Source organism: Limnohabitans sp. Rim47, from assembly GCF_001517545.1.
Lineage (GTDB): Bacteria > Pseudomonadota > Gammaproteobacteria > Burkholderiales > Burkholderiaceae_C > Limnohabitans_A.
This window is the reverse complement of the sequence record NZ_FBYA01000003.1, coordinates 89,612-109,182: the sequence shown is the minus strand read 5'-3', so window position 1 is coordinate 109,182 and position 19,571 is coordinate 89,612. Positions and strand designations below refer to the sequence as shown.

The window sequence follows — 19,571 nt, the reverse complement described above, 5'->3', positions numbered from 1 at the left end:
GCTTGCAAACGGGTGGGCGTGCCCGCAACCGGGGGCACCCCGGGTACACACGCCGTCATAAAGCCGCCAGTTTGGGCAAGACCCGCTGCGCATTGCAACAGGTGGCTGCAGCCACATCGGCGAGCGATGCGCCCCGCAATTCGGCCAGCACCTGCGCGATGCGGGGCAACTCGGCGGGACTGTTGCGCCCTTGTGTTGCGCCCTGCGCCCGCTGCTCTGCGGTTTGGTAAAGCCATTGCGGCGGCATGTCGGGCGCATCGGTTTCCAGCACGATAGCGCTCAAAGGCAAATCACACGCCAGGCGGCGCAGCTGCAAAGACCTTTCGTACGTCAGCGTGCCGCCAAAACCCAAAGCAAAGCCCCGGTCGACAAAAGCTTGCGCTTGTTGGCTGCTGCCATTGAAGGCGTGCGCGATGCCCGAAGTGACCGGCCACTGGCGCAAGCCTTTGAGCAAAAGATCGGCTGAGCGGCGCACATGCAAGATCACGGGCAGGCCGTGCTGCTGCGCCAGTTTCAGTTGCGCGGTATAAAAAAACCATTGGCGTGCGCGCATGTCGGCTGTGCACAGCGCAGGTACAAAAAAATCCAGACCGATCTCGCCCACCGCCACCAAGCGCGGGTCACCACAGCGCTCACGCAAAGCCCGATCAAGCGCTTGCAAATCGGCCTCTTGGGCCTGCGGCACATACAAAGGGTGGATGCCCAAAGCATAGGCATCGCCATGCTGCTCAGCCAATTGCACCACTTCGTCCCAGTGCTTCGCGTGCACCGCCGGGATCACACAGCGCGCAACGCCTGCCTGGCGGGCCGCCTGGCGAACCGCATCACGGTCGGCGTCAAACTCGGCCGCATCCAGATGGCAATGGGTGTCGATCCACATCCCGCGTCAGCGTTTTTTAGCGGACGCCAACAGGCGCTTGCAGCACGCCCTTGACCAGGTGCAACTGCCGGTCGCAGCGCGCGGCCAAGGCCTGGTCGTGCGTGACCACCACAAAAGCGGTGCCACGCTCGCGGGCCAGTTGCAGCATCAGCGTAAACACGCCATCGGCTGTTTCGCGGTCCAGGTTGCCGGTGGGCTCGTCGGCCAGCACACAGGCTGGGTCATTCACCAAGGCGCGGGCCAGGGCCACGCGCTGGCGCTCGCCACCCGACAGCTCCGAAGGACGGTGGTGGACACGTTCGCCCAAGCCCACACGTTGCAACCACTGGGTGGCCACAGCGGCGGCTTCGGCGCGGTCTTGCCTGCGAATCCACAAGGGCATGGCCACGTTGTCCAGCGCGCTGAATTCGGGCAGCAAATGGTGGAATTGGTAGACAAAACCCAGGTAGCGGTTGCGCCACTGGCCTTGCTCGGCGGCACTCAAGGCCGACAACAACTGCCCCTTGAGCTGCACCGTGCCCTGAGTGGGGGCATCGAGCCCACCCAGCAAATGCAGCAAGGTGCTTTTGCCCGAACCCGAAGCGCCCACGATGGCCAAGGTCTGTCCAGCGTGGACCTCCAGATCGACGCCTTGCAGCACAGTCACGTCCAAACGCCCTTCGGTGAAGCGCTTGGTCAGGCCCTGGGCCTTCAGCACCACTTCGTTTTTCATCTCATTCATAACGCAGCGCCTCTGCCGGATTGACCTGGCTGGCACGCCAGCTGGGGTAGAGCGTGGCCACAAAAGCCAGCACCAAGGAAATGATCGCCACCGGAAAAATGTCGCTGGCCAGCGGTTCGCTGGGCATGCGGCTGATCAGGTAAATGTCGCGTGGCAAAAAGCTGGCATTGAACAGCGTTTCCAGCGCGGGCACGATCACGTCAATGTTGAAGGCCACCAACAGGCCGAACAACAAGCCACTCATGGTGCCGATCACGCCCACGGTGGCACCTTGCACCACAAAGATGCCCATGATGCTGCGTGGGCTGGCACCCAGCGTGCGCAAGATGGCGATGTCGGCGCGCTTGTCGGTCACTGTCATCACCAGCGTGCTGACCAGGTTGAAAGCCGCCACCGCCACGATGAGGGTGAGGATGATGAACATCATGCGTTTTTCGACCTGCACGGCAGCAAACCAGGTCTTGTTTTGCTGGGTCCAGTCGCGCACAAAAAACTGCGGGCCCAAAGCCAATTGCAAGTCACGCGCCACTTCACGCGCCAAATGCAAATCACGCAACTTCAGGCGCACGCCGCTCGGGCCTTCCAGGCGGAACATGCGGGCAGCATCATCAACGTGCATGAGCGCCAGGGCCGAGTCGTATTCGTAGTGACCTGAAGAAAACGTGCCCACCACACCCATCTGTTTCATGCGCGGCACCACGCCCGCAGGTGTGATCTGGCCCGAAGGAGAAACCAATGTCACCGGGTCGCCCGACTGCACCCCCAGGTTGTTGGCCAAGTCGCGCCCCAACACCAAACCAAAACCGCCCGATTGCAAACGCGACAACACCCCGGCCTGCGTGTCCGATGACAAATCACTGACTTCAGGCTCCAGGGCTGGGTCAATGCCGCGCACCAGCACGCCCTTCATGTCCTCGCCCCGCGCCAGCAAAGCCTGCGCCGTGATGAAGGGCGCCGCCCCCACTACCTGCGGGTGGGCCTTCAGGCGGGCCAGCAAAGCAGGCAAATCGGCTACGGCAGCGCCGTCGGCGGCATAAACCTCGATGTGCGAGACCACGCCCAGCATGCGGTCGCGCACTTCTTTTTGAAACCCGTTCATCACGCTCAGCACGATGATCAGCGCCGCCACGCCCAGGCCAATGCCCATCATGGACACACCTGAGATAAAGGAAATGAAGCCATTGCGCCGGGTGGCGCGGCCTGCACGCGTATAGCGCCAACCCAGCACCAGCTCGTAGGGAATGTTTTTGAAAAATGACATAGGCCCGTATTGTGCAATGCGGCATGCGCTACTGCGACAATCTGAGCCCATGCACTTGATCATTCCCTACGCGGCCAGCCACAGCTTTAACGGTCAAGAGGCTTTGGCGGGCTTGCCCTTGCCGCATTTGCAAACGCTGCTGGCCCTTTTGCAGCGCCAGCAGGTGCTGCAAGACGCCGAACGCACACCGCTGCACCTGCCGCACGAGCGCCTGCAAGCCCAAGCCCTGGGCTGGCCCCACGAGGCCGACAGCCTGCCCTGGGCCGCCTGGCACCAATCACAGCAAGGCGCAATCAGTGCCCCCCCACAAGCCTGGATGACGCCCTGCCACTGGCAAATTGGCATGGACCAAGTGGTCATGGCCGACCCTTCGCATTTGCACCTGTCTGACACAGAGTCGCAACAACTTCTGCAGGCCATGCAACCGTTTTTGCAAGAGGATGGTCTGCAAGTCACCTGGCACAGCGCTTTGCGCTGGCATGCTCAGGGCCAACTGCTGGCCGATGTGCCCACCGCCTCGCTGGACCGTGTGATTGGCCAAAACGTGAAGCACTGGATGCCCGATCACCCCGCCTTGCGGCCTTTGCAACGCTTGCAAAGCGAGATGCAGATGCTGCTGTACAACCACCCCGTGAATGACGCGCGTGAGGCCCGCAGGCAACACACCGTCAATGCCTTTTGGCTGCACGGCGCAGGCAGCTTGCCGGCGGGCAGCCATGCAACGGCGCAGTCCGTTACCGTGACAGCGGCCTTGCGCACAAGCGCCTTGCACGGCGATGTGCAAGCTTGGCGACAAGCCTGGCAAATGCTGGACGGCACCGCGCTGGCCGACTTGCTGAAGCACCTGAAAGCCACCGGTCAGGGCACGCTCAGCCTGTGCAGCGAGCACACCGCCCACACCTACACGCCCGCCCCTGCCGCCTGGCACCAACGCATCGCGCGTGTCTTCAACAAAACCTCACCTGCGGCGGCATTGACCGCCTTGATCACCCCATGAATTTGCTCACCCGAGATGTGCCCCCCCGCAGTGCCTGGGCGCTGGAACAAGCGGGCATCCACCCGCTGCTGGCCCGCCTGTATGCGGCCCGTGGCGTGCAGTCCAAAGACGAACTCGACGATGCGCTGAACTTGCTACTGCCTCCGTCCGGCATGTTGGGCACCAACGAAGCGGCCAAACTGCTGGCTGACGCCATGGCCCAGAACAAGCGCCTGTGCATCGTGGCCGATTACGACTGCGACGGGGCCACGGCCTGCGCCGTGGCGGTGCGCGGCTTGCGCATGCTGGGTGCGCAAAACGTGAGTTATCTGGTGCCCGACCGCGTGGTGGACGGCTACGGCCTGACCCCGCCGATCGCCGAGCGTGTGCACGCGCAAGGTGCGGATGTGTTGATCACAGTGGACAACGGCATCGCCAGCGTGGCTGGCGTGCAAGCGGCGCAAGCGCTGGGCCTGCAGGTGCTGGTGACCGACCACCATCTGCCGGGCAGCGAATTGCCCAGCGCCGAAGTCATCGTCAACCCCAACCAGCCCGGCTGCAGTTTCACCAGCAAATCCATCGCGGGCGTGGGCGTGATGTTTTATGTGCTGCTGGCCCTGCGGGCCGAGCTGCGCCAGCGCGGGGTGTTTGATGCCAGCAACCAGCCCCGGCTAGACGCCCTGCTGCCGCTGGTGGCTTTGGGCACCGTGGCCGACGTGGTCAAGCTCGACCCCAACAACCGCCGCTTGGTGGCGCAAGGCCTGCGCCGCGTGCGTGCAGGGGCTTTGCCGCCCGGCATGGCGGCGCTGATGCGCACGGCCAGCCGCGAAACCGCCAAGGCCACCACCTTTGACTTTGGCTTCGCTTTGGGGCCGCGCATCAACGCCGCAGGCCGTCTGGCTGACATGACGCTGGGCATCGAGTGCCTGCTGACCGACGACGCAGGCCGCGCCGATGAGCTGGCCAAACAGCTGGACGCGATCAACCGCGAGCGCCGCGTGATCGAAGGCGACATGCGCGAGATGGCGATGGAGATGGCCGAGTCGCTGTTTGACGAAGGCGACGAGCCGCCACCGGCCATTTGCGTGTTCGATCCGGATTTTCACGAAGGCGTGGTGGGCATCGTGGCCTCGCGCATCAAGGACAAGCTGCACCGCCCCACCTTTGTCTTTGCCGCCAGCAGCGCGCCAGGCAAAGAACACGAACTCAAGGGCTCGGGCCGCTCGATTGCAGGCTTCCATTTGCGCGATGCGCTCGACCTGGTGGCCAAACGCGCCCCCGGCGTGCTGTTGCGCTTTGGCGGCCATGCCATGGCAGCGGGTTGCACCATTGCCGAAGAACACTTGGACTTGTTCGAGGAAACGCTGAACCAAGTCGCGCTGGAATGGCTGGACGCCGCCACACTGCAGCGCCGCTTGGAAACCGACGGCCCCTTGCCCGCCGAATACCGCCGGGTGGACTTGGTGGAGATGCTGCACCACGAAGTCTGGGGCCAAGGTTTTGCGCCGCCCGTGTTTTGCGAAGAGATCGAAGTGGTGTCGCAGCGGCTGGTGGGCGAAAAGCACCTGTCACTCAAGATGAAACACCAGGGTCAACCGGTCGACGGCATCTGGTTTGGCCGCACCGAGCCTTTGCCAGCGCGGGTGAAACTGGCTTATCGGCTGGACGCCGACGAGTGGCAGGGCCAAAAGCGGGTGCGATTTTTGGTGGAAGGCTCGGAGCTTTGAGCCTCAGTGCTTGGTCGCCACCTTGGCTTGCAAAGCATTGAGCACCGGCGCTGAGACCAAGCCCGACACATCACCACCCAGTTTGGAGATCTCGCGCACCAAGGTGCTGCTGATGTGTTGCACGCCCGCACTGGTGTGCAAAAACACGGTGTCCACCTCAGGGGCCAGATGGCGGTTCATGCCCGCCATTTGAGTTTCGTAGTCGTAATCGGTCACAGAGCGCAAACCGCGCACGATGAGCTGGGCGTTTTGCGCACGCACAAACTCCACGATCAGGCCGTCAAACGGCATCGCCTTCACGTTGGGGCAATCGACCAGTGCGGCCTGCGCCAGCGCCAGGCGCTCATCCAGCGAAAACAGGGTGTTTTTATGGTGCGCACGGGCCACAGCAATGATGACTTGGTCAAACATTTGCGCGGCACGCCGGATCGCGTCTTCGTGGCCCAGGGTCAGCGGGTCAAACGTGCCGGAATACACAGCGGTGACAGGGGCGGATTGGCTCATGGCAGGCTCCTTGCGGGCAGATGAAGTGACATCGGGAATTTATGCGGTGCGCTGCAACAGGTGGGCGTGGACCGCACCCGCTTTGAGGTGGCGCTCGCATTGCAAGCCCAAAGCAGCCAAGGCCTCGGCCGGCCACTGCACGGGCGCTTCGAGGTAGATCCAACCGCCTGCAGGCACCGCTTTGGCTGCGGCTTTCAGGGCGGGTTCAAACAAAGGGCCGTCAAAGGGAGGGTCGATGAACACCAAATCCACGCTGCCCGCAGGCAAACGGGCCAACGTGGTCACAGCATCCCCGCGCTGCACACTGACCATGCTGGCTTTGAGGCGCATGGCATTGTCTTGCAAGTCACGCACCAACACGGCGTCTTGCTCGACCATCAGCACATGGGCCGCACCGCGCGATGCAGCCTCCAGCCCCAACACACCCGTGCCCGCAAACGCATCCACACAGCGCCAGCCACTCAGGTCTTGGCCCAGCCAGTTGAACAGGGTTTCACGCACGCGGTCGGGGGTGGGGCGCAGACCCGGTTTGTCGATGACTTTCAGCCGAGTGCGTCGCCATTGCCCGCCAATGATGCGAATTTCGTGCGAAGGCGGGCCTTTGGGGACCCGGTGCTGGGGCTTTTTAGCAGCGGGCTTTCGGGCTGCGCCGCTGGTCGCCTGACGTGAAGATTTGGATGAGGGCATAGGCTGCAAGTGTAAAGGCCATGACCCCACATTCGCGGCTCAGGGCTGCGCGCCCAGCACCACGGTGACCATGCGCTGAGGCTGCAACACCCGGGCCATGGCGCGGCGCACATCGTCCAGGCTCACGCGCTCGACTTGCTGGGTCCAGGTGTCCAGGTAATTGAGTGGCAAGCGGTTCCAGGCGATGTTGGCCACGTTGTCCAGTAGCTTGCGGTTGCTGTCGATGCGCAGCGCGAAACCGCCCACCAGATTGGATTTGGCGGCCAGCAATTCGGCCTCGGTTGGGCCTGCGCTCACAAAGCCTTGCACCACTTCTTTGGCCACGGCCACGGCTTGGGTGGCTTGGTCAGGGCGAGTTTGCAAACCCACCGTGAACGCCCCGGCATGCAAGCCGGGTGAAAAATAGCTGTACACGCTGTAGCTCAGGCCGCGCTTTTCGCGCACCTGCTCGGTCAGACGCGACACGAATCCCCCGCCACCCAAAATGTGGTTGCCTACCAGCAAGGCAAAGAAATCCGGGTCATCGCGCTTATAGCCTGGCTGGCCGATCAACACATGGGCCTGGGCCGAATCAAAAGGCACACTCAGGTTTTGCGCTTCAGCCAAAGGGGCCACTTCGGGCACCGTAGGCAAGGGCTTGCACGATGAGGTGTTGGGCCACAGCGCCAGCAAACGCGTGACCAGCGCATCGGTCTGCGCCCGGGTGAGTGCGCCCACCACGCTCACCGATGCGCGGCAAGTTTGCAAGGATTGGGCATGCAAAGTGTGCAGGTCCTGCACGCCGATGCGTGACAAGGACTCGGCTGTGGTGTTGTAGCCGTAAGGGTGCACACCATACACCGCCGTGGCAAATTTTTGCTGCACCAAGGTAGCGGGTTTCGTCAGAGATTCCCGGATGGCAGCACTGATGCGTTCGCGGTCACGCAGCCACACGGCCTCGGGAAACGACGGGTGAGCCATTTGCCGGGCGGCCAGCGCGACGGCTTTGTCCAGCAGGTCGGGGTAACTCAGGCTGCGCAGCGAAAAACCCATGCGGTCCGCACCCGCACTGGCCCCAAAACTGGCGCCCAGATCGGCCCAGGCTTCACCGATTTGATTCTCATCCAGTGCTTGCGCATAAACCCCCGATCTGGCAGGTGCCGGACGCAAACCACTGGACATTTGTCCGGCCATCACCGAAGCCAGACCCGCTTGCGCAGCGGGGTCACGGCGGCTGCCTGCATCCAGGTCAATTTGCACGTCCACCATAGGAATCGCGTGGCTTTCGACCAGGTACACGCGGGCCCCACTGGCTTGTGTCCAGTGTTGAATGGGCAAAGCGGCATGCGCCCAAGTGCTGGCCAGCAAACAACTGCCCAGCCAGGCCACACGGGACACTCGCCCCCATGAACGAAGCGGGCGAGGCGAACCAGAAGACATCAACAACATAGAGGGTTTACTTTCACACGGGGTTTCGCAGTGGGCAGCCATCGAGGTCCATGTCGAGACACCGGTCAAAACCGACGCCGAACCCAGCCGCAAAGAACAAAGCAAGTGCATTCATGTCAGTGGCCAATGGCGATGCCCAACTCAATGACGCGCACCGGGAATAACGCGCTTGGCACGGGGCTGCCCCGACACCGCTTGCGGCCGCAAAGTGGCGACCGTGAGGCTGTCGTCGCCAAAGTATTTTTGGGCCACTGCCTGCACTTGGGATGGGGTCACTTGGCGCAAGCGCTGGATCAATTGGGCACCGTGATCGGCTGGCAAGCCCAGCGTCCAGGCCACGCCCAATTCGCGGGCTTGGTTGAAGACCGAGTCGAGCTTGTAGATTTCACTGGCCACCCATTGGGTCTTGACACGCTGCAACTCGGCATCGGTCACCCCTGCGGTGGCCACGCGCTGGATCTGGCCACGCAAGGCTGCTTCTAGCGCTTCGGGCGTTTGGCCCGGAGCAGGCACGCCTTCCAGATAAAAGAACTGAGGGCCACGGCCCATCAAACCATTGTGTGCGCCCACGCTATCGGCCAAACGCGGCTCACCCTGCGTCAAGGTCCGTTCCAAGCGGGCACCGCTGTAGCCATCCAGCACCGCCGCCAGCACCGTCAAGGCCAAGGCATCGTCGTGCTCGGGTGTGACCTCCAGACTGGCCAGGCGCGGCACTTTGAAGGCCAGCGCGACATACGACTGTTCGGCAGGCGCTTTGAACTCGAACCGGCGCAAGCCTTGCTGCGCGGGCTCTTGTTGAGGCTTACGCTCGGCCAAGGGCCGGGCAGGCATCACGCCGTAGTATTTTTCGGCCAGTGCTTTCACCTGCAAAGGATCGACATCGCCCGCGACGACCACGACCGCGTTGGCCGGTGTGTACCACTTGCGGTAAAAATCTCGGGCGTCTTGCGCCGTCATGGCTTCCAGATCGCTCATCCAGCCCACGATGGGGCGGCGATACGGCGATGCCGACAAAGCAGTGGCTGCCAGCATTTCGTGCAACTGGGCACGGGGGTTGTCGTCGGTGCGCAGGCGACGCTCCTCTTTGACCACCTCCAGCTCTTTGGCAAATTCGGCATCGGGCCACTGGTTATTGGCAAAGCGGTCAGCCTCCAGGCGCATCACAGCTTCAAGCTGACTGGACGGAATTTGCTGGTAATAGCCTGTGTAGTCTTTGGAGGTGAAGGCGTTTTCGCGCCCGCCCAAAGCGGCCACCCGGCGCGAAAATTCACCCGCAGCCAAATTCGGCGTGCCCTTGAACAGCATGTGCTCGAGCACATGGGCCACGCCACTGGTGCCATCGACCTCATCCATCGAACCCACCCGTACCCAGACCATGTGCACGGCAGTGGGGGCTCGGCGGTCGGGTTTGACCCACAGCGCCATGCCATTGGCCAAAGTGAAGCTGTGCACCTGGGCCGAGGCTGGGCCGCTGGTTTGTCCGGTGGCTGCCTGCTTGGCCTGAGGGGCCTGGGCCGATACGCCCCCAACGGCGGCCAGCAAGGCGGTGGCGACAGCGATACCCAAGAGAAAGTTCGGTTTCATAGAATGCATGATCCTTGAAATCCACACCATGTTCAGTTTCTTCAAAAAAAAATCCCTCTCACCCGAGGCTCAATCCGTTCCAGCCCCGGTCTCCGGCTTGGTCGCTGCACCTGCAAAGGCCCACGCTGAGCCTGTGTCGCAGCCATCTGCTGCGGCCTCAGACACGACAACCCCGCCATCGCCCCCGACAGCACCGCCGACAGCCCCTCCTGTGGCCCGCCAAGCTTGGCTGGACCGCTTGAAGGCGGGCTTGCGCAAGACGGGCTCTAGCATCGCCACCGTCTTCACCGGCACCCGGATTGACGACGAACTCTATGAAGAGCTGGAAACAGCGTTGCTGATGGCCGATACAGGCGTCAAAGCCACCGAGCATTTGCTGCAAGACCTCAAACGCCGCGTGAAAGAGAGCAAAACCACCGAAGCCTCACAGGTCAAGACCCTGCTGGCCGATGCCATCACCGACCTGCTTTTGCCCCTGCAAAAACCCTTGTCGATCGGCGACCACCAACCCACCGTGATCATGGTGGCGGGCGTCAATGGCGCAGGAAAAACCACCTCCATTGGCAAATTGACCAAGCACCTGGCCGACGAAGGCCTGAGCGTGCTGCTGGCGGCGGCCGACACCTTCCGTGCGGCGGCCAAGGAGCAACTGGCCGTTTGGGCCGACCGCAACACCGTCGAGATTGTCAGCCAGCAAGGCGGCGACCCGGCTGCCGTCAGCTTTGATGCCGTCACCGCAGGCCGCGCCCGGGGCCGCGATGTGGTGCTGGTGGACACCGCCGGCCGCTTGCCGACACAAACGCACCTGATGGAAGAGCTCAAAAAGATCAAGCGCGTGGTGCAAAAAGCCGACAGCACGGCCCCGCACGAGGTGCTGTTGGTGATCGACGGCAACACCGGCCAAAACGCTTTGGCCCAAGTGCGTGCTTTTGACGACACTTTGGGCCTGACCGGCCTGATCGTGACCAAGCTCGATGGCACAGCCAAAGGCGGCGTGTTGTGTGCCATTGCCCGCGAAAAACCGGTTCCGGTGTATTTCATCGGGGTGGGCGAAAAGCTGGAAGACCTCGAAACCTTCGATGCCCGGGAGTTTGCACAGGCCCTTTTGAGCTGATTGCCCAGCCAAATTCAAGCCACAGATCACGCCGAAATAAGGGTCTGGAATGTCAGCCAGCCCACAGACCGCCGACTGTAAGGCCCTGCAAAATCATGGAAAACCCTGATGCCCTCGCGGCATCAGCCCACACCACTTAGCACTCTCCCCTGCGGAGTGCTAATATCTCAGTATTCTGAAAGGAGTTCTGGTATGAACATTCAAACTGGTTCGCCCACCACTGCGATGACGCTGAGCAATCCATGGGCTGTGGTGCCCTCGCTCGGCCATCTGGACGCTTACATTTCTGCGGTCAACCGCATGCCCATGCTCACCCTTGAGGAAGAGCAAGAGGCCGCCCGCCAGCTCAAGGCCAACGACGACATCGAAGCCGCCCGCAAGCTGGTGCTCTCGCACCTGCGTTTGGTGGTGTCGGTGTCGCGCCAATACTTGGGCTATGGCCTGCCCCATGGCGACCTGATCCAAGAGGGCAATGTGGGCTTGATGAAGGCCGTCAAACGCTTTGACCCCGACCAAGGCGTGCGACTGGTGAGCTACGCGCTGCACTGGATCAAGGCCGAGATTCACGAATACATCCTGAAAAACTGGCGCATGGTCAAAGTCGCCACGACCAAAGCCCAGCGCAAACTGTTTTTCAATCTGCGCTCGATGAAGCAAAGCTACAAAGCTGACGCCGATGAAGGCACGCACCGCGACACGCTGACACCAGATCAGGTTGACTCGATGGCCCACAGCCTGAACGTCAAGCGCGAAGAAGTGCGCGAGATGGAAATGCGCATGTCTGGCGGCGATGTGCTTTTGGACCCCGCGCCATCCGATGATGGTGAACAGGCTTTTGGCCCGATCGCCTATTTGGCCGATGTCAACCACGAACCCACGGCCATGATCGAAGCGCACCAGCGTGACGTGATGGCCAGCGATGGCTTGGCCACGGCGCTCAATGCGCTGGACGAACGCAGCCGTCGCATCGTGGAAGAGCGTTGGCTCAAGGTGAACGACAACGGTTCCGGTGGCATGACTTTGCACGACCTGGCCGACGAATACGGCGTGAGCGCTGAGCGCATCCGCCAGATCGAAGTGGCGGCCATGAAAAAAATGAAAAAGGCGCTGGTCGAATTTGCCTGAGCACCCGCAGGCTTTTGCCTTCACGTTTTGCCTCCCCTTTTGCCATGTACCCGGTCTTGACCGGGTATTTTTTGGGCTGTCAGAGCCGAGGCCGATCCCCAAACAAGTGGCCGCGGTGCGCTAAAGTGACGGCTGTTTTGCGTCTTGAGGAATTCCCCATGAACATCGCCAAGCGGTTACCATTTGCACCCCGCTGGGCGCGGCGTGCCACCTGCGCATTTCTGGCACTGGTCATGGCCCCGGCTTGGGCCGCCGATTGGCCCACCCAAACCGTGCGCTTGGTGGTGGGCTTTCCAGCAGGCTCCAGCCCCGACCTGAGCGCTCGGGCTTTGGCAGAGCCTTTGGCCAAAGCACTGGGCCAAAACGTCGTGGTGGAAAACAAGGTCGGTGCCGGTGGCAACATCGCGGCCGATTTTGTGGCCAAGTCCACCGATGGCCACACCTTGGGTTTGATGATCAACGGCAACATGACGATTGCCCGCATCCTGAACCCCAAAGTACCGTACGACCCCTTGAAAGATCTGGCACCGATCAGCCTGATCGGCAAAGCCCCCTTGGTCCTCACCGTGCCTGCCAATGCGCCCGGCCAGACTGCAGCCGAGTGGCTGACCCAAGCCCAAAAAGCGGGCAACACGCTCAGCTATGCCTCGCCCGGGGTGGGCACAGTCGCGCATTTGGGCATGGAGCTGCTGAAAAGCAAGGCAGGCATCGCCCCCGTGCATGTGCCCTACCCTGGCAACCCGCAAATCATCACAGCCATGCTGGGCGGCCAAGTGCAATTGGCCTTGCTGCCGCCGGCCATGGCGGCTGCTCAGGTGAAAGCTGGCAAATTAAGAGCCATCGGCACCACCAGCACTGGGCGCAGCCCAGTCGCACCCGAGGTGCCCAGTCTGGCCGAGATCGGCGTGAAAAACTACCAGCTCGAGATCTGGAATGCCGTAGCCGCTCCCGTTTCGATGCCAGCGGCCGTGGCCAGCAAATTGTCGGCGGTGGTCAGCGACATCGTGCGCAGCTCTGACATGCGGGCACGCTTGTTTCAGCAGGGCTGGCAAGTGGTGGGCTCTTCGCCCGAAGGTTTGCGCAACCGCATCGATGCAGACACCCAGGCTTTGGGCGAGATCATTCACAGTCAAAAAATCGAACTGAATTGATCACCTGCGAGTGCCGGTGCCGTCCCTCTAGCAGTGGCACTCAGGGGAATCAAGCGCCGTCGGTGCCCGCCTGCATCACTTGCCGCTGAGCAAAATTTTGACATCGGCTGCCAGCGCTGCCGCACCACTGGCGTGGCGGTTGTACAGACGAATGCGGCCCTGCGGATCAAAGGTGAAGCTGCCTGCAGAGTGGTCCATGGTGTAGCTGGTAGGGGTTTTGCCTTCGACCTTTTTGTAATAGATCTTGAAGTCTTTGGTGACTTTGGGCAGTTGCTCGGCTGTGGGACGCAAGGCCACAAAGTCGGCCCCGAAATTGGCCATATAGGCCTGCAAAAGCTCGGGGGTGTCACGCTCGGGGTCGACCGTGATGAAAATGCTTTGCAAACGCGCCCCATCGGCCCCCAATAATTGCTTGGCCTCGGCCATCTCTTGCAAAGCAGTAGGGCAAACATCAGGGCATTGGGTATAGCCAAAAAACACCACAACCGCCTTGCCGGCATAGTCTTTCAAGGTACGGACCTGGCCATTCTGGTCACTCAGTTCCCAGCCTTGTGCATAGTCAGCGCCGGTGATGTCCACACCGCGAAATGCGGGCTTTTCCTGGCCACAACCCACAAAAGTCGACACACTGCCGACCATGCCCAGTGCCAAGGCCCACTTGGAGAAAATTCTGAATTGCGCCATGGTGAGCCTTAAAAAATATAGTGATCGAACAGCAAGGCGGCAAACAAGGCGCTCAGATGAATCAGTGAAAAACGGAAAGTTTTGCGCGCCAATTCGTCCGAATATTCACGGTACAGCGCCACCGCATAGCCTATGAAGCCGATGCTCAGCACCACGGCGACAACCAGATACAACCATGAGCTCATGCCATAAACAAAAGGCATGAGGCAAGACGCCATCAGAACGACGGTGTAAAGCAGAATTTGCAGACGCGTGAATTCATTGCCGTGCGTCACGGGCAACATGGGCAGGCCGGACTTGCGGTAATCCTCCACCCGATACAAGGCCAGTGCCCAGAAGTGCGGCGGTGTCCACAAGAAAATAATCAAGAACAAGATCAGCGCTTCTGGCCCCACCTGGCCCGTCATGGCCGCCCAACCCAGCACCGGAGGCATGGCTCCGCTGGCCCCACCGATCACGATATTTTGTGGCGTGAGCGGTTTCAAAATCACGGTGTAGACAATGGCATATCCCACGAACGTAGCAAAAGTCAGCCACATGGTGAGTGGGTTGACCATCAAATACAACACAGCCGAGCCCAACGCGCACAGAACAGCTGAAAACAACAAGGCTTGGCGGTCACTCAACTCGCCCTTGGCGGTCGGACGCCAGGCGGTGCGTTTCATCTTGGCATCGATGGTTTTTTCGACCAGGCAATTGAAAGCCGCCGCCGCACCCGCCACCAGCCAGATGCCGACGCAAGCCCACAGCCCCAACCTCAACTCGGCCATGCTGGGTGCACCCGGCACGGCAAGGACCATCCCGATCAAGGCACAAAAAACGATCAGTTGAACCACGCGCGGCTTGGTCAGTGCGTAATACTGGCGCCAAGCAGATGTTGGCAATGGGGCAGTGGCTGCAGTCATGCGACGGGCCTTGATGGGGTAAGTGAACGAGAAGAAAATTCGGTGCGGCTGACGCACAGCGCCCAGGTCAAGGTGACAACCATGGCAGCTGCACCACCGGTGTGCAGCACCGCGGCCAGCAAAGGCCAGCCCAGCACGACATTGCTCAGACCAGTAATGAACTGGAGGGCCGACAAGCGCAACAACCAGCGGCCAGCAGGTACGAGGCCTGGTTGCTGTCGTAAACGCCAACCCAACCACACCAACACCGCCAGCACCACCCAGGCGGCCGAGCGGTGCACAAAGTGAATGGACGACAGGGACACGAAGGGCAGGATCTGGCCGTCGGGAGTGTGACCCAACTCGCGCCAAAGGCTAAATCCCTGCCAGTCCATCGCAGGGAGCCATTGCCCATTGCAGGTCGGGAAATCGGGGCAAGCCAAGACCGCGTAATTGGTGCTGACCCATCCACCCAAAGCAATTTGCAGCCACAACAAGACAAAGCCAGCCCATATGCCCGCGCGCAAACCCGCCGGTACGGGCCTTGCGCCTGCTTCGCCATAGCGCACGGCCTGCGCCATCAGCAAGGCCAACAAGCCAATGCCAAACATGAGGTGCAAGGTGACGATGGCCGGAAACAACTTCATGGTGACGGTCAGTGCCCCAAAGGCGCCTTGCAAACACACCCACACCAGGGTGAAGGTGGGCCACCAGGGGTTGATGCTGTTCCTTTGGCGGCGCTGCCACCAAGTCATGAGGGCCAAGCTCAGGATCAACACCCCCACACCACTTGCCACATAGCGGTGCACCATCTCGATCCAGGCTTTGCTTTGCGTCACAGGGCCAGTGGGCATGGCGGTTTGGGCTGCAGTGATGTGGGTGCTGGCGCCCATCGGGCTGGCGCTGCCATAGCAACCGGGCCAGTCCGGGCAACCCAGTCCCGAATCAGTCAGGCGAGTAAAGGCACCGAACAACACGAGGTCAAACGTCAGGAACAAGGTGATGAGGGTCAGGGCCTTCAAACGCCCAGACGGCGTGGCGTTGCGTTGCCGCCAGAGCCACCAGCCCAAGGGCAATGCCGCCACAGCCAATCCCACAGCCATGAGCTGCAAAGTCGGCGCGAGGTTGTACAGGTCAACTTCGGTCATGTTTTATCGCCCGGCCTTGTCCCAAGAAGCTGACGCCTTGAGCAAACGCTCCAGATCGCGCTTGGCTTTGGAAGCACTGGGCACGTCCATGTGAGCTGGGAAACGCATCATGAAATTGCCCATCGGGTCGACCACATACAAATGGTCTTGCAGCTGCTGCCCTGCAGCGGGGCTGATCCAGCTTTGCACACTGGCCTTGTCCAGCCGAAGCACATGGGCCGTGCTCAGTGCGGGCAACAGCGTTTGCGCCACAGGTGCGTCATCGCTGACCAGCCAGAGCCGGTCCACACGGTCTTTGTCACGACCCAAAATTTCGCGCAACTGGCGCTGGAAATAAAGGTTTTGCTGGCACCGCTCGTCGCAAGCACCCGAGGACACCGTGACCAGCAACCACTGACCGCGCAGGCTGTCCAAGGTCACAGGCTCACCTTGCAGGTTTTTAGCGGTGGCTTGGGGCATGTCTTTTTGCGGCTGAATCAGTTCGCCATAAACACGACGCCCCTCTGGGCGCAACACGTAATAAGTGAAATACGAGGCCATGACAGGCGAGGCGCAGATCAGCATCATGGCAATCATCTTCCAGCGGCCCATGCGCGTGCGTTGCGCATCGGCCTGCACCACATCGCCCGGCAAGGGCATGTCATGCACCGTCATAGACAAGGGGCTGTCAGGCAGTTCTTTTTTGGCGGCGGGGTTGGACAATTTGAAACCAGACATAAAGTAAAGCGATCAGACCACTCAGGCCAAACCATTGAAATGCGTATCCGTAGTGCTTTTCGACACCACTGGCCACCACAGGCCATTCACGCAGCAGCCCTTCAGAAGCCGGGCCTGACTGCAACAAAGAAACTTCCAGCAAACCCAGACCGGTTTCTTGGCGAAATGCTTGCAGGTCGAGATTTTGCCGTATCGGGCCTTGTTCAACTCCGCCAAAATCGTAGAGCCTTGATGGCCATGGGGCCAAATGCCCCTCAACTTTGACTTGTCCCTCGGGGGTCTGGATAGCTGGCAACGCTGCCCGATCGTTAAACGACCGCTGCGCCCAACCGCGCTGCACCAAAATCACCCCATTCGTGCCCTCAATTTGCAAGGGCGTCAGCACGAAAAACCCCGGCTTGGCATTCATCTGGCGGTTTTCCAGAAACACAGAATGCTGCGGCAACCAGCGGCCCATCAGCACCATGCGCCGATGTATCAACCCTGCGCGTTGCGCTTGATCATCCAGCGCAGACCCCAAGGTGCGGCCATCCAAGGTCACTTTGTCTGCTTGCTGTGTTTTGGCGTCTTGGAAGGCTGTTTTTTCGGCTGCGCGACCCAGTTGCCACAGACCCAAGGAAAAGGTGACGCTCATGCCCAATAGGGCCATGCCAAGCACCAACCATCTTTGCCAGATCGGGGATTTCTCAGTCATTGGATAATGTGCTCATGAAAATTCTGGTTGCCATTGCATTTGTTGCCATCTTGGCGAGTCTGGTCTGGGCTTTGGTCCACATGATGCGGGGCCGACCTGCATCGCCTGAAGAGCAGCTGCCCAAAAAAAACAACATGGCCACAGCGCTGGCCTTTCGCGTTGGGTTCTCGATTGTCCTCTTCATCTGCGTGCTGATTTCATGGAAGATGGGCTGGATACAGCCCACGGGCATTCCGCCAGGCGCTTGATGGGTTTTATCGGGGATTGCTAAATTGGTTCCGCCTTCGGACGGCACAAATTTCGCCCACTCAAACCAAGCCCACCTTTCCAGCAACAAAAAAGCGCCCAAGGGCGCTTTTTTGCACAGGCCATACCGGACTTACATCCAATACACCAGGATGTACAAGCCCAACCAAACCACGTCCACAAAATGCCAATACCAGGCAGCGCCCTCAAAACCGAAGTGACGGTCTTGGGTGAAGTGGCCTTTTTGCAAACGCAAAGTGATGAACAACAACATCAACATGCCGACAAAAACGTGGAAGCCGTGAAAGCCGGTCAACATGTAAAAAGTCGAGCCATAAACGCCGGAGGACAACTTCAAGTTCAGATCGCCCCAAGCATGGGCGTATTCGTAACCCTGCACGACCAAGAAAATCACACCCAACAACACCGTCATCCACATGAACTTGATGGTTTTGCTGCGGTTACCTACCTGCAATGCATGGTGTGCAATAGTCAAAGTCACACCCGAAGTCAACAACAAAGCCGTGTTGATGGTGGGCAACCAAAATGGACCCACGGTCTGGAAGGGCTCAATGATGCCTGCTGGCGATGTCGTGGCACCAGCCATCATGCTAGGCCAAGCCGCTTTGAAGTCAGGCCAAAGCAATGCATTGTCGAGGCTGCCCAGTGCGGGCACCGAATGCGAACGGGCCCACCACAATGCGGTGAAAAAAGCGCCGAAGAACATGACTTCAGAGAAGATGAACCAGGTCATGCTCCAGCGGTAAGACAAATCGATCTTGCGACCGTACATGCCGCCTTCGCTCTCTTGAACGGCCTCAGAGAACCATTGGTACAAAACGATCAACCACCAAGCCATGCCAAAAAACAGGCAATACATGCCCCAATCGGCACCATTGATCCATTGACCTGCACCCAGGATCAGAAAGAACAAGCCGATAGCCGCCATGACGGGATGGCGCGACTCGTGCGGAACATAGTAATAAGGCGTGGTGCCGTGTGCGACTGAACTCATGGGGACTCCTGCTCTCTTCTTTCGAACTCTAATCTTGCTGCTTACAGACCCGTTGGCTGAAGCACAACCCAATTGACCAGGGCGATCAGCCCCAGGACAAATAAAAATGCCAACCCGATACCCACACCAATGATGTGGAACGGGTTGAGCTTTTCAATATCTTGCTGGCAGTCGGCATTCTTGCGAAGGCCAACAAATGACCACAGAACAGCCTGAATGGTACGGACCCAGGATGTTTTGCGCTCAGGCGACAGGTTGGGGTTGCTCATGAACCCAGACCCGACTTGACGGCCACGGGCTGCACAACAGCAGCCAAAGGCGCTGTGGGTGCGGCAGGTGTCTTGCCGCCCACTTCAAAGAAGGTGTATGACAGCGTGATGGTGGTGACGTCTTTGGACAACTTGGGGTCGATCACAAAGGCGACTGGCCAGGACTTCTTTTCACCTGGCTCCAACGTGTACTGGTTAAAACAGAAACATTCGAGCTTGTTGAAGTGGTTGGCCGCTTCGCGCGGTGCATAGCTGGGAATGGCTTGAGCCGCCATGCGGCGGTTTTGCACATTCTGGAACTCATACATCACAGTGCTCAGTTCACCCGGGTGAACCTGCATGGAGCGCTTTTCGGGTTTGAACTCCCAAGGGCCACGCACATTCGCGTCGAACTCGACGGTGATGGTGCGAGTGGTGTCGACCTGGCTGTTGCGCAGCACTTCGGCCGCTTTACCCGCCTTGGCATTGCCAGGAATCTGGGTCTCTGAAATCGACAGGATGTTGATGCCCGTCATCTCGCAGATGGCCTTGTAGATAGGAACCAGCGCGTAGCCGAAGCAGAACATGCCAGCGGTCACAACCGCCAGCTTGCCTACCATCTTCAGATTTTCACCGCGCAGATTCATCTCGGGTCTTTCAGCGGTTCAGCAACAGCAGCTTGGCCACGAACCCAACCAACACGGCGAGTGCTACCGTGGCCAAAATCAGGCCAAGGCGCACATTGCTTTTTCTTTGCTCAGGTGTCACGGCCATGTC

The 19,571-nt window shown here is 60.3% G+C and carries 22 protein-coding genes; 6 read left to right on the top strand and 16 right to left on the bottom strand.

Going from position 1 to position 19,571, the window contains the following annotated elements; translation table 11 throughout:
* Positions 1–55: 55 nt before the first annotated feature.
* The 3 genes from BN3544_RS08300 to BN3544_RS08290 are packed head-to-tail and all read right to left on the bottom strand — an operon-like array spanning position 56 to position 2,862.
* Positions 56–880 (bottom strand): TatD family hydrolase, encoded by an 825-nt coding sequence (locus BN3544_RS08300; protein ID WP_019430528.1) that lies wholly within the window; start codon positions 878–880, stop codon positions 56–58.
* 16 nt (positions 881–896) lie between these two features.
* Positions 897–1,601: a lipoprotein-releasing ABC transporter ATP-binding protein LolD gene (lolD, locus tag BN3544_RS08295; RefSeq protein ID WP_193364664.1), complete on the bottom strand. Its 705-nt coding sequence runs from the start codon at positions 1,599–1,601 to the stop codon at positions 897–899.
* Positions 1,594–2,862 carry a lipoprotein-releasing ABC transporter permease subunit gene (locus BN3544_RS08290; RefSeq protein WP_019430530.1) on the bottom strand — a complete coding sequence of 423 codons (1,269 nt, stop codon included), beginning with the start codon at positions 2,860–2,862 and terminating at the stop codon, positions 1,594–1,596. Before BN3544_RS08290 ends, lolD begins: the two co-directional genes overlap by 8 nt.
* A 49-nt stretch (positions 2,863–2,911) precedes the next feature.
* Between BN3544_RS08290 and BN3544_RS08285 the strand changes: the two genes are divergently transcribed.
* Together BN3544_RS08285 and recJ are read left to right on the top strand one after the other, a co-directional pair.
* Positions 2,912–3,859 carry a hypothetical protein gene (locus tag BN3544_RS08285; RefSeq protein WP_155820524.1) on the top strand — a complete coding sequence of 316 codons (948 nt, stop codon included), beginning with the start codon at positions 2,912–2,914 and terminating at the stop codon, positions 3,857–3,859.
* Complete coding sequence (gene recJ / locus BN3544_RS08280) at positions 3,856–5,565, top strand: single-stranded-DNA-specific exonuclease RecJ (RefSeq protein ID WP_019430532.1); 1,710 nt, start codon at positions 3,856–3,858, stop codon at positions 5,563–5,565. The genes BN3544_RS08285 and recJ overlap by 4 nt, the downstream gene beginning before the upstream one ends.
* Before the next feature lie 3 nt (positions 5,566–5,568).
* Here recJ and coaD read toward each other — a convergent pair whose 3' ends face one another.
* The 4 genes from coaD to BN3544_RS08260 all read right to left on the bottom strand — a co-directional run bounded on the left by coaD (position 5,569) and on the right by BN3544_RS08260 (position 9,768).
* A complete protein-coding gene (coaD, locus tag BN3544_RS08275; RefSeq protein ID WP_019430533.1) occupies positions 5,569–6,069 on the bottom strand; it encodes a pantetheine-phosphate adenylyltransferase in 501 nt (166 codons plus the stop codon).
* A gap of 39 nt (positions 6,070–6,108) precedes the next feature.
* On the bottom strand, positions 6,109–6,756 hold the full coding sequence (gene rsmD / locus BN3544_RS08270; protein WP_019430534.1) for a 16S rRNA (guanine(966)-N(2))-methyltransferase RsmD: 648 nt from the start codon (positions 6,754–6,756) through the stop codon (positions 6,109–6,111).
* Positions 6,757–6,795: 39 nt separating this feature from the next.
* A complete protein-coding gene (locus BN3544_RS08265) occupies positions 6,796–8,175 on the bottom strand; it encodes a M16 family metallopeptidase (protein ID WP_026036753.1) in 1,380 nt (459 codons plus the stop codon).
* Positions 8,176–8,325: 150 nt separating this feature from the next.
* Positions 8,326–9,768, bottom strand: a complete 1,443-nt coding sequence (locus tag BN3544_RS08260; protein WP_019430536.1) for a M16 family metallopeptidase — start codon at positions 9,766–9,768, stop codon at positions 8,326–8,328.
* A 28-nt stretch (positions 9,769–9,796) separates the two neighbouring features.
* On the opposite strand from BN3544_RS08260, the gene ftsY reads away from it, so the two are divergent.
* From ftsY to BN3544_RS08245, 3 genes are all read left to right on the top strand, one after another.
* Positions 9,797–10,882 carry a signal recognition particle-docking protein FtsY gene (gene ftsY, locus BN3544_RS08255; RefSeq protein WP_026036754.1) on the top strand — a complete coding sequence of 362 codons (1,086 nt, stop codon included), beginning with the start codon at positions 9,797–9,799 and terminating at the stop codon, positions 10,880–10,882.
* A 192-nt stretch (positions 10,883–11,074) separates the two neighbouring features.
* Positions 11,075–12,007 (top strand): RNA polymerase sigma factor RpoH, encoded by a 933-nt coding sequence (gene rpoH, locus BN3544_RS08250; protein ID WP_019430538.1) that lies wholly within the window; start codon positions 11,075–11,077, stop codon positions 12,005–12,007.
* Between the two features lie 158 nt (positions 12,008–12,165).
* A complete protein-coding gene (locus BN3544_RS08245; protein WP_019430539.1) occupies positions 12,166–13,158 on the top strand; it encodes a Bug family tripartite tricarboxylate transporter substrate binding protein in 993 nt (330 codons plus the stop codon).
* 75 nt (positions 13,159–13,233) lie between these two features.
* Here BN3544_RS08245 and BN3544_RS08240 read toward each other — a convergent pair whose 3' ends face one another.
* Genes BN3544_RS08240 through BN3544_RS08220 form a run of 5 tightly spaced genes read right to left on the bottom strand, consistent with a single transcriptional unit; the run spans position 13,234 to position 17,285 of the window.
* The gene (locus BN3544_RS08240; protein ID WP_019430540.1) at positions 13,234–13,842 is read right to left on the bottom strand and encodes an SCO family protein; all 609 of its coding nucleotides are present in this window, start codon (positions 13,840–13,842) and stop codon (positions 13,234–13,236) included.
* 8 nt (positions 13,843–13,850) lie between these two features.
* Positions 13,851–14,747 (bottom strand): heme o synthase, encoded by an 897-nt coding sequence (gene cyoE / locus BN3544_RS08235; protein WP_019430541.1) that lies wholly within the window; start codon positions 14,745–14,747, stop codon positions 13,851–13,853.
* Positions 14,744–15,874 (bottom strand): COX15/CtaA family protein, encoded by a 1,131-nt coding sequence (locus BN3544_RS08230; protein ID WP_019430542.1) that lies wholly within the window; start codon positions 15,872–15,874, stop codon positions 14,744–14,746. Before BN3544_RS08230 ends, cyoE begins: the two co-directional genes overlap by 4 nt.
* Before the next feature lie 3 nt (positions 15,875–15,877).
* On the bottom strand, positions 15,878–16,591 hold the full coding sequence (locus BN3544_RS08225) for an SCO family protein (RefSeq protein ID WP_019430543.1): 714 nt from the start codon (positions 16,589–16,591) through the stop codon (positions 15,878–15,880).
* Positions 16,542–17,285 (bottom strand): SURF1 family protein, encoded by a 744-nt coding sequence (locus BN3544_RS08220; protein WP_019430544.1) that lies wholly within the window; start codon positions 17,283–17,285, stop codon positions 16,542–16,544. The genes BN3544_RS08225 and BN3544_RS08220 overlap by 50 nt, the downstream gene beginning before the upstream one ends.
* 14 nt (positions 17,286–17,299) lie before the next feature.
* Here BN3544_RS08220 and BN3544_RS08215 point away from each other — a divergent pair, with 14 nt between their 5' ends.
* The gene (locus tag BN3544_RS08215) at positions 17,300–17,533 is read left to right on the top strand and encodes a twin transmembrane helix small protein (RefSeq protein WP_019430545.1); all 234 of its coding nucleotides are present in this window, start codon (positions 17,300–17,302) and stop codon (positions 17,531–17,533) included.
* Positions 17,534–17,664: 131 nt separating this feature from the next.
* Here BN3544_RS08215 and BN3544_RS08210 read toward each other — a convergent pair whose 3' ends face one another.
* Genes BN3544_RS08210 through BN3544_RS14450 form a run of 4 tightly spaced genes read right to left on the bottom strand, consistent with a single transcriptional unit; the run spans position 17,665 to position 19,568 of the window.
* A complete protein-coding gene (locus BN3544_RS08210) occupies positions 17,665–18,546 on the bottom strand; it encodes a cytochrome c oxidase subunit 3 (protein WP_026036756.1) in 882 nt (293 codons plus the stop codon).
* 41 nt (positions 18,547–18,587) lie between these two features.
* Positions 18,588–18,815: a DUF2970 domain-containing protein gene (locus tag BN3544_RS08205; protein WP_019430547.1), complete on the bottom strand. Its 228-nt coding sequence runs from the start codon at positions 18,813–18,815 to the stop codon at positions 18,588–18,590.
* Positions 18,812–19,441 carry a cytochrome c oxidase assembly protein gene (locus BN3544_RS08200; RefSeq protein ID WP_019430548.1) on the bottom strand — a complete coding sequence of 210 codons (630 nt, stop codon included), beginning with the start codon at positions 19,439–19,441 and terminating at the stop codon, positions 18,812–18,814. Before BN3544_RS08200 ends, BN3544_RS08205 begins: the two co-directional genes overlap by 4 nt.
* A 10-nt stretch (positions 19,442–19,451) precedes the next feature.
* Complete coding sequence (locus tag BN3544_RS14450; protein ID WP_231733937.1) at positions 19,452–19,568, bottom strand: cytochrome oxidase small assembly protein; 117 nt, start codon at positions 19,566–19,568, stop codon at positions 19,452–19,454.
* Positions 19,569–19,571 lie beyond the last annotated feature (3 nt).

Coding starts and splice junctions, on each gene's coding strand:
- BN3544_RS08300 (WP_019430528.1), bottom strand. CDS start 880: ATGTGGATCGACACCCATTGCCATCTGGATGCGGCCGAGTTTGACGCC.
- lolD (WP_193364664.1), bottom strand. CDS start 1,601: ATGAATGAGATGAAAAACGAAGTGGTGCTGAAGGCCCAGGGCCTGACC.
- BN3544_RS08290 (WP_019430530.1), bottom strand. CDS start 2,862: ATGTCATTTTTCAAAAACATTCCCTACGAGCTGGTGCTGGGTTGGCGC.
- BN3544_RS08285 (WP_155820524.1), top strand. CDS start 2,912: ATGCACTTGATCATTCCCTACGCGGCCAGCCACAGCTTTAACGGTCAA.
- recJ (WP_019430532.1), top strand. CDS start 3,856: ATGAATTTGCTCACCCGAGATGTGCCCCCCCGCAGTGCCTGGGCGCTG.
- coaD (WP_019430533.1), bottom strand. CDS start 6,069: ATGAGCCAATCCGCCCCTGTCACCGCTGTGTATTCCGGCACGTTTGAC.
- rsmD (WP_019430534.1), bottom strand. CDS start 6,756: ATGCCCTCATCCAAATCTTCACGTCAGGCGACCAGCGGCGCAGCCCGA.
- BN3544_RS08265 (WP_026036753.1), bottom strand. CDS start 8,175: ATGTCTTCTGGTTCGCCTCGCCCGCTTCGTTCATGGGGGCGAGTGTCC.
- BN3544_RS08260 (WP_019430536.1), bottom strand. CDS start 9,768: ATGAAACCGAACTTTCTCTTGGGTATCGCTGTCGCCACCGCCTTGCTG.
- ftsY (WP_026036754.1), top strand. CDS start 9,797: ATGTTCAGTTTCTTCAAAAAAAAATCCCTCTCACCCGAGGCTCAATCC.
- rpoH (WP_019430538.1), top strand. CDS start 11,075: ATGAACATTCAAACTGGTTCGCCCACCACTGCGATGACGCTGAGCAAT.
- BN3544_RS08245 (WP_019430539.1), top strand. CDS start 12,166: ATGAACATCGCCAAGCGGTTACCATTTGCACCCCGCTGGGCGCGGCGT.
- BN3544_RS08240 (WP_019430540.1), bottom strand. CDS start 13,842: ATGGCGCAATTCAGAATTTTCTCCAAGTGGGCCTTGGCACTGGGCATG.
- cyoE (WP_019430541.1), bottom strand. CDS start 14,747: ATGACTGCAGCCACTGCCCCATTGCCAACATCTGCTTGGCGCCAGTAT.
- BN3544_RS08230 (WP_019430542.1), bottom strand. CDS start 15,874: ATGACCGAAGTTGACCTGTACAACCTCGCGCCGACTTTGCAGCTCATG.
- BN3544_RS08225 (WP_019430543.1), bottom strand. CDS start 16,591: ATGTCTGGTTTCAAATTGTCCAACCCCGCCGCCAAAAAAGAACTGCCT.
- BN3544_RS08220 (WP_019430544.1), bottom strand. CDS start 17,285: ATGACTGAGAAATCCCCGATCTGGCAAAGATGGTTGGTGCTTGGCATG.
- BN3544_RS08215 (WP_019430545.1), top strand. CDS start 17,300: ATGAAAATTCTGGTTGCCATTGCATTTGTTGCCATCTTGGCGAGTCTG.
- BN3544_RS08210 (WP_026036756.1), bottom strand. CDS start 18,546: ATGAGTTCAGTCGCACACGGCACCACGCCTTATTACTATGTTCCGCAC.
- BN3544_RS08205 (WP_019430547.1), bottom strand. CDS start 18,815: ATGAGCAACCCCAACCTGTCGCCTGAGCGCAAAACATCCTGGGTCCGT.
- BN3544_RS08200 (WP_019430548.1), bottom strand. CDS start 19,441: ATGAATCTGCGCGGTGAAAATCTGAAGATGGTAGGCAAGCTGGCGGTT.
- BN3544_RS14450 (WP_231733937.1), bottom strand. CDS start 19,568: ATGGCCGTGACACCTGAGCAAAGAAAAAGCAATGTGCGCCTTGGCCTG.